The organism is Desulfosporosinus sp., from assembly GCF_014237355.1.
Classification (GTDB): Bacteria; Bacillota; Desulfitobacteriia; order Desulfitobacteriales; family Desulfitobacteriaceae; genus Desulfosporosinus.
Genome location: NZ_JABZFS010000049.1, coordinates 161,891 through 169,825, shown reverse-complemented (window position 1 = coordinate 169,825; position 7,935 = coordinate 161,891). Strand labels below are relative to the sequence as shown.

At 43.6% G+C, this 7,935-nt stretch carries 6 protein-coding genes; all 6 read left to right on the top strand.

The features are described 5' to 3' along the window. The first annotated feature begins 444 nt into the window (after positions 1-444). The 6 genes from HGJ98_RS10750 to dtd all read left to right on the top strand — a co-directional run bounded on the left by HGJ98_RS10750 (position 445) and on the right by dtd (position 7,935). A complete protein-coding gene (locus HGJ98_RS10750; RefSeq protein WP_291351218.1) occupies positions 445-891 on the top strand; it encodes a hypothetical protein in 447 nt (148 codons plus the stop codon). A gap of 235 nt (positions 892-1,126) precedes the next feature. Continuing rightward, positions 1,127-2,110 (top strand): cation diffusion facilitator family transporter, encoded by a 984-nt coding sequence (locus tag HGJ98_RS10745; RefSeq protein ID WP_291351217.1) that lies wholly within the window; start codon positions 1,127-1,129, stop codon positions 2,108-2,110. A gap of 43 nt (positions 2,111-2,153) precedes the next feature. Beyond that, complete coding sequence (gene recJ, locus HGJ98_RS10740) at positions 2,154-4,529, top strand: single-stranded-DNA-specific exonuclease RecJ (RefSeq protein WP_291351215.1); 2,376 nt, start codon at positions 2,154-2,156, stop codon at positions 4,527-4,529. Positions 4,530-4,700: 171 nt separating this feature from the next. Next, a complete protein-coding gene (locus HGJ98_RS10735; protein ID WP_291351213.1) occupies positions 4,701-5,213 on the top strand; it encodes an adenine phosphoribosyltransferase in 513 nt (170 codons plus the stop codon). A gap of 30 nt (positions 5,214-5,243) precedes the next feature. Beyond that, the gene (locus HGJ98_RS10730) at positions 5,244-7,493 is read left to right on the top strand and encodes a bifunctional (p)ppGpp synthetase/guanosine-3',5'-bis(diphosphate) 3'-pyrophosphohydrolase (RefSeq protein ID WP_291351211.1); all 2,250 of its coding nucleotides are present in this window, start codon (positions 5,244-5,246) and stop codon (positions 7,491-7,493) included. After that, positions 7,486-7,935, top strand: a complete 450-nt coding sequence (dtd, locus tag HGJ98_RS10725; protein ID WP_291351209.1) for a D-aminoacyl-tRNA deacylase — start codon at positions 7,486-7,488, stop codon at positions 7,933-7,935. The genes HGJ98_RS10730 and dtd overlap by 8 nt, the downstream gene beginning before the upstream one ends.

Sequence of the window (7,935 nt, the reverse complement as noted above, 5' to 3'; positions counted from 1 at the left end):
AAAAAAGCGCTAGTAAATAACAGCGCTTTTTTATAGATGATAATTTATAAGAAATTATTAAGCTTGTGAAAGAGATCAGAGTAGTAGTCCAAATGTTTGAAGTTGATAAGCCTTACCACCACCAACGACGGAAGCCCCACCAAGGACCAAAACCGAAACCGAACCATGGGAAACCCCAACCCCATCGACGTCCCCACCACATAAAGAAAACCTCCTTCTAATTCTCGTTACTCATTCGCTGAAGATCAGTAGCTTGATACTAGTGCTAATATAAATTATGAATATAATGGTAGATTAGTTACATTTAGGTAATAAATTCTAACTATATTAGAGAGGAGTCTTTAATGAAATTCGTATAACCAGCATCTCACTTAGTACTATAGATTAGATTGGTACTTACTGGGATATACTACTACGAACGTAGTGGTGGGGGAGAGAAGTTTCTTGGGATTCATACAACTTGTAATACTAGAGGGAGTTCTTCTTCTCTCTGCAGGAATGATTTTCTTTGGAGGGATTAGGGGAACGGTTGTGGCAATGGCCACTTTAAGTGGAGTTAACTACCTGACCCATGATGCAGCGCAGTTTTGGTATTGGGAAATCCCCCTCCTCGTTGGAGGATGCATCGGGATTTTGCTACTGTTTATTGTGGGTAGAATAGCCAACAAAAGTCAAATTGTGGGTGGGCTTGTGGGGGGATTGACCAGTTTGGTTTTTTTTGGTGCATTTGTTACGCCAATTGTAGCCATTATCCTTTGGGCCTTGGTATTTGGCATGGGTATAATTCCTAAAAGCAAGAATAGTAAAGTAATATGGAGTTTTGCACCAACAATTTTGCGGATGGTTATGGGGTTGGGATGGATCATCTACGGGAACCTCTTAACAATTTAGCTCATAAACTCACCTAGAGCATAAGGATGATGCTTGAGTAAACTATAACAAAAACCTTGCTATTAAGTCGAATATTTGATATCTTATACATAAACTTATTAGTGTCAGGCAACTAGCTGGGCTTCGACATTGAAGCAGCGGAGGAAATCTGCGGGACTACCTTTTTGTAAGGGGTCCTATTTTTATGTACCTTAAGCTTTAACCCAAACAAAATGGGTATTAGGAGAGTGAAGTCGTGGATGAGAAAACACAGGTCGCCTCATTATCTGTCGCTTCGAACATTTTATTAACCGTAACTAAAGTTGCGGTTGGATTATTCAGTGGTTCCGTGAGTATCTTATCTGAAGGAATTCATTCAGGTATCGATTTGGTAGCTGCCTTTATTGCGCTTTTTGCAGTGAAAAGGTCAGGTAAACCTGCAGATTCCTGTCATGCCTATGGACATGGAAAGATAGAGAATGTTTCTGGTACCATCGAGGCGGCGTTAATATTTGTTGCTGCCCTGATGATTATCATTGAATCGATTCAGAAGATCCAAGAAATTATACTCGGTCACGGAGGACATGTCTCGGATCTAGGCTTAGGACTAGGCTTGCTTATCATGGGAATATCAGCGATCCTGAATATGATTGTATCTACACGACTTATGAAAGTTGCGAAACGAACTGATTCTGTGGCCCTAGAAGCGGATGCTTTGCATTTGCGAACAGATGTATATACCTCTGGCGGTGTTTTTGTAGGGTTACTGATGATAAAGATTACTGGTTGGACAATAATAGATCCCATCATAGCCCTCGGTGTCGCGTTCATGATCATAAGGGCAGCCATTGATTTGACAAAGAAAGCTTTTGCGCCCCTTGTGGATGTCAGTTTGCCCGATGAGGAACGTAAGATTATCGCCGAAGTTCTTCAGCTCTATGCGGATGAATTTGTTGAATTTCATAAGCTCCGGACTCGAAAGGCCGGACCGGAAAGACATGTCGATTTACATCTGGTTGTTGCTAAGTACACTCCAATTGTTGACGTTCACGAACTATGTGACAGGATTGAAGAGGAAATCAGTCAGAAATTGTCAGTAACCTTTGTTTTAATTCATGCAGAACCTTGCAGCAGCAGGGATGTGGCATGTCCTGTTGAGGACGGACTAGCTTCCTCTTGTCAGCGATGCCGTTTACAGAACTCGGAGATTAGAAATCAGAAACCGGGTATCAATGAGTAGCAATACCAGCGTGTACAATATGAAAGTCTGGGGGAATATATTTGTGAAACGCATATGGTCGGTACAGCATCCTTCCGGACAAAGGGCGGAAACATTGAGCAGAGCTTTAGGGATTTCTCCTGTCGTCTCTGAAATATTGGTTCAAAGAGGCTTGAACCAGCCTGAAAAGGCTATTGAATTTTTGCGGCCAACTCTCTTGAATCTAAACTCACCATTTTTGTTTTGTGATATGTTAAAAACAGTCGAGCGCTTGTCTTTAGCCTTAAAGCGTAAAGAAAAGGTACTTATCTATGGCGACTACGACGTAGACGGTGTTACCAGTACTACCTTATTATATAAAGTTCTTATTGATCTGGGTTTACAGGCTGTAGCCTATATTCCTCATCGCCAAGACGAGGGTTATGGGCTCCATTCTGAGGCCATTGAACGTGCTGCTAAGGCAGGTGTAAGAGTGCTTATTACCGTTGACTGTGGGATCACTGCGGTCTCGGAAGTGGAACTGGCAAAGTCGTTAAATATTGACATCATTATTACAGATCATCATGAACCACTTGAAATTCTTCCGGAGGCTTTTGCAATTATAAATCCTAAGCTTGAGCATTCAGGATATCCGTTCCGGGATTTAGCAGGGGTTGGAGTAGCGTTTAAACTAGCTCAAGCCTTATTGCAAACCTTAGGAAATAATGAAGTTGGTATACATACTGAAATGGAATTTTTGGATTTAGTGGCTTTAGGGTCCATAGCAGATCTAGTTCCTTTGGTAGGGGAAAACCGAGTCCTAGTCCATCATGGTCTACGTCAAATGGAAGCAACCACTCACCCAGGATTAGATGCTCTTCTTGAGGAGTGCGGCTTAAAAAATAAATCCCTTAAAGCAGGTCAAATTGGTTTTATGGTGGCGCCTAGAATTAACGCAGCTGGACGAATGGATAGTGCCCGGGCGGGTCTGGAACTTCTACTAACGGAAGATCCAGAGCGTGCCAATGAGCTGGCCCGTCAATTAACTCGGGAAAACCAGTCTCGTCAGGAAACTGAGAAGGAAATCCTGGCGGAAGCGATTGCTCTATTGGAGCAGGAACCTCTACCGAGAGTTATTGTCCTTTCAGCAAACCATTGGCACCATGGGGTAATAGGAATTGTGGCGTCCCGTTTAGTAGAACGTTATTATCGTCCGGTTTTTATGATTGCGGAGGATGGAGACGAAGCGAGGGGTTCAGCTCGTGGAATTCCAGGTTACCCTGTGCTGGAACAGTTGAGCACTCAAGCTGCTATATTGACAAAGTTTGGGGGGCATAAGCAAGCGGCAGGATTCTCTCTCCTAACAGAGAATATTGGGAAGCTTAGAGAAGGTCTTAATCAACAAGCTTTAGCTTTCAAAGAAAGTATGTTTCAAGAAGTCTTAAGAATTGACTGTCAGGTGACTCTTGACGCTGTTTCGGGGGAACTGCTCCGTCAACTGGAACAAATAGCTCCCTTTGGGTTTGGAAACCCGGGGCCGACTCTGGCCTGTAAAGGAATTCCCGTGCATTCAGTCAGTGCAGTTGGCAAAGAGCAGAATCATCTTAAATTCCGTTTTGGCTCTCAAGGTGAGCAAGAAGGAATTGCCTTTAGGCTCGGAGAACGTTTAGAAGAGCTCAAAGGAAGCCAAACAATCGATGCAGCCTTTGTCCTGGATTGGAATACCTATCGAGGGCGAGACGAAGTGCAATTAATGATTAAAGATATCCAGACTGTGGCAAACTGGCTAAAACAAACAATTCAAGACGATGACAGTGGAACGGTTTGTAAGGAAATTGCAGCGACACAGCAAGAACCCGAGATAGATTGGCTGGATTGGCGTAATTTGCCTCGAGAGCAGTGGCCCCTAGATGATTATGAACAATTATGGATTTGGGACAACACTGGAAGCGAACCAATCCTGCGAGTTGGGAATGATGAACGCTTAAATCAAGTTAGGGATAACAAACCAGGAAAGGATCTCGGTCTGATACTCGGAGTACCCCTTACGGACGAGGATTTCAAGGAAGGAGTCGAAAAATTGTGGAGGTTAGGAATTTTTCGTATTGCTCTGGCAGGATTTCAACTCCCTCTTGAGGAAATGGTTCATCAGCGTTGTTTTTTTATATCTCGCGAAAAACTTGTGCAGTTTTATCGTGATTTGCTTGCTGAATCCAAGAAAGCTAATCCTTTTCATTGGGTTGCTGACCTTAAATTACAAGGGAGAGAGAAAACTGCTTTAAAGATATTTGAAGAGTTGGGGCTTATCCGTTGCTTGGGGGGAACGGATAAGGTTGTTCTAGAATGGATTCCAGCTCAGAAAAAACTAGAGCTTGACTCCTCTGTACGCTATCGTTTGGCGAGAGTACGCTTTGAGAAGGCAATTGAATTTCAACGTCAGCTGCTAGAAGCATCATTCTAATCCATCGTTTTGACTCAGCTATAAAGATTATTCTATCATCCCTGAGCGGCAGCGAAGGATCTAGATCCTTCAGTCGTCCCTCATTCAGGATGACATAGTACTTGAGTTGCTTTCATAGCAAGACTAATAGTTCTACTATATTTGCTCTAAAAGAAAGGCGGCAGAATAATCATGGATTTGAGAGATCATATTCGCGTAATTTCCGATTTCCCTAAGGCAGGGATTTCGTATAAGGATATTACGACGTTGCTTAAAAACGGTGAAATTTATCAGGCTGCAATTAATGACTTAGTCGAAAGAATAAAGCCCTGGAAGCCTGACGTGATTGTCGGTCCCGAAGCGCGAGGCTTCTTATTCGGTGCTCCAGTGGCCTATGCCTTAGGCAAGGGCTTTGTTCCAGTTCGCAAGCCTGGTAAATTGCCTGCCAAAACCATTGTAGAAACCTATGCCTTAGAATATGGATTTGATTCATTAGAAGTCCATGCGGATGCTATCCAACCTGGCGAACGAATCGTGATTGTCGATGACCTGTTAGCGACAGGTGGAACAACCCTTGCGACGGCAAACTTAATGAAGAAGATTGGGGCAGACGTCGTTGGGATGGGCTTTCTAATAGAACTGACGTTCTTAAATGGACGGGAGAAGCTGAAGGATTATCCTGTTTTTTCTTTGGTGGAGTATTAGAGTTCATTGGCGAATGAGAGGAGTTTACCCATGTCCTTCGCGGAATTGCTGGTAAAAATGAAAAAGAAATCTCCACAAGCACGTCTAGCTATTGTGGACAAGGCCTATCAGTTTGCTGAAGCGGCCCATAGAAACCAACTTCGCATCTCCGGGGAAGATTACATTTTACATCCACTGGAAGTTGCCCAGATTTTGGTTGAACTGGAGATGGATGAAGCAACCATTGCCGCAGCCTTGCTTCATGATGTAGTGGAAGATACGGCATTTACCCTTTCAGATATCGAGAAGGTATTTGGATCAGAAATTGCGCTGCTTGTTGATGGTGTGACTAAACTTGGCCGAATTGAATATAAGAGCAAGGTGGAGCAACAAGTCGAAAATTTACGCAAGATGTTTTTAGCCATGGCCAAAGACATCCGCGTTATACTTATTAAGCTAGCTGATCGCCTTCATAATATGAGAACCCTAAGGTATCATTCGCCTGAAAAACAGAAAGAAATTGCCCAAGAAACCCTGGAGATTTTCGCTCCGTTAGCCAATCGATTGGGGATTTTTAGGATTAAATGGGAACTGGAAGATCTCTCCTTTCGATACTTGAAACCGCAAGAATACTATGACCTAGTTGAAGGAATTGCCCTTAAACGGAGAGAACGAGAGGCTTATATTAACGAAGTTATAGTACAAATGCGGGAACGATTAGACGAAGTAGAAATTTATGCGGACATTGCAGGGCGTCCAAAACATTTTTATAGTATCTACCGAAAAATGACCACTCAGAATAAAGAACTCAGCGAAATTTACGACTTGATGGCTATACGCGTGATTGTTGACTCTGTCAACGATTGTTATGGTGCTTTGGGAATCATTCATACTATGTGGAAGCCTATACCGGGCCGTTTTAAAGACTATATTGCCATGCCAAAACCCAATATGTATCAGTCTCTCCATACGACCCTGATTGGGCTCCATGGAGAACCCTTTGAAATCCAAATCCGAACCTGTGAGATGCATCGTACCTCCGAATATGGGATTGCTGCACACTGGAAGTACAAGGAAGGCAGCAACAAAGAATGTGGTAACAAGTCAACGAACAATAAAGATTGCGGTAACAAAACGGCGAGCGTAAACTTTGATCAAAAGCTCTCTTGGTTGCGTCAACTGCTGGAATGGCAGCATGATTCCCGAGATGCCGGAGAATTTATGGAGTCGCTCAAAATTGATTTATTTGCCGATACCGTATTTGTATTTACCCCTAAGGGAGATGTGGTGGAACTTCCAGCAGGTTCTTGTCCAGTTGATTTTGCTTATCGCGTTCATACTGATGTTGGGCATCGTTGTATAGGCGCTAAAATTAACGGCAGGATTGTTCCTCTTGAGACAAAGTTAAACAACGGGGATATTCTCGAAATACTGACCTCGAAGCCGAAGCAAGGGGGTGGGCCAAGCCGAGATTGGTTATCCTTTGTTAAAACCTCACAAGCCAAGAATCGGATTCGTCAATGGTTTAAGAAAGAGCAGAGAGAAGAAAATATCATTCGCGGGCGTGAAAGTTTGGAACGTGAGGTCCGCAAGCTGGGGCTTGATCCCCTCGATGTTCTTAAACCAGAAAGCCTCATGGCGATTGGGAAGACCCAAAACTTTGTAGGCTTAGATGATTTGTACGCTTCCATAGGAGACGGTGTACTTACGACAAATAAGGTGCTAATGCGCCTTCGCGAAGATCTGACCAAAGAAGAACGTGAAAGAGTACAGCTCGAATCTCTCCAACAGGGAGAGGGCAAGCCCCCAACTCAGACATCCTATGGCAAAGCCTCACATGGGGTGAGGGTTAAAGGTGTGGATAACGTCTTAATTCGTTTTGCACAGTGTTGTAATCCTCTACCGGGAGATTCAATTATGGGTTACATTACGCGAGGACGAGGGGTTTCCATTCATCGTGGGGATTGCAGTAATGTACTGAGTCATTCTCAAGACGAGAGTGACCGAATCGTGGAAGTTATGTGGGCGGAACAAGTAGATTCTACCTATCCCGTCGATATTCAAATTTATGGGAGAGATAAACCGCGTTTGGTCACGGAGGTTATGAATACAGTTTTAGATACTCGTACACATATTCTAGGTATTAATGCTCGTGTAGGTAAAGGGGATATTGCGCATATCCAATTGCGCATTGAAATTAGAAACGTGGAGCACCTAAAGATGGTCATGCATAAAATTCGTAAGGTCAAAGACATCACAGAGGTAAAGCGAATCCACTCAGGGGGAAGCGAAGATGCGTAGTGTTGTTCAGCGTGTTAAACGCGCCTCAGTGACCGTCAATGAGGAAAAAGTGGGAACCATCTCTGCAGGACTTTTGGTTTTGTTGGCAGTGGGACAGGAGGATGGAGCGGAAGACATAAGCTGGATGATTGATAAAATCGTCGGTTTGCGGATTTTTGAAGACGAGGAAGCAAAAATGAACCGCTCCGTACTAGATGTTGGAGGAGAAATCCTTTTAGTTTCTCAATTTACCCTCTATGGTGATTGCCGTAAAGGTAAGCGTCCAAGCTTTTCTACCGCGGCCCCACCTGAACGGGCTAAAGCCCTATTTGATCAGAGCGTCGAGGGAATTCGCAGTCGTGGAATCAAGGTAGAGACAGGTGTCTTCCAAGCAGAAATGGACGTTGAGCTAGTTAATGATGGACCAGTGACTATACTTTTAGACAGTAAAAAGACATTTTAG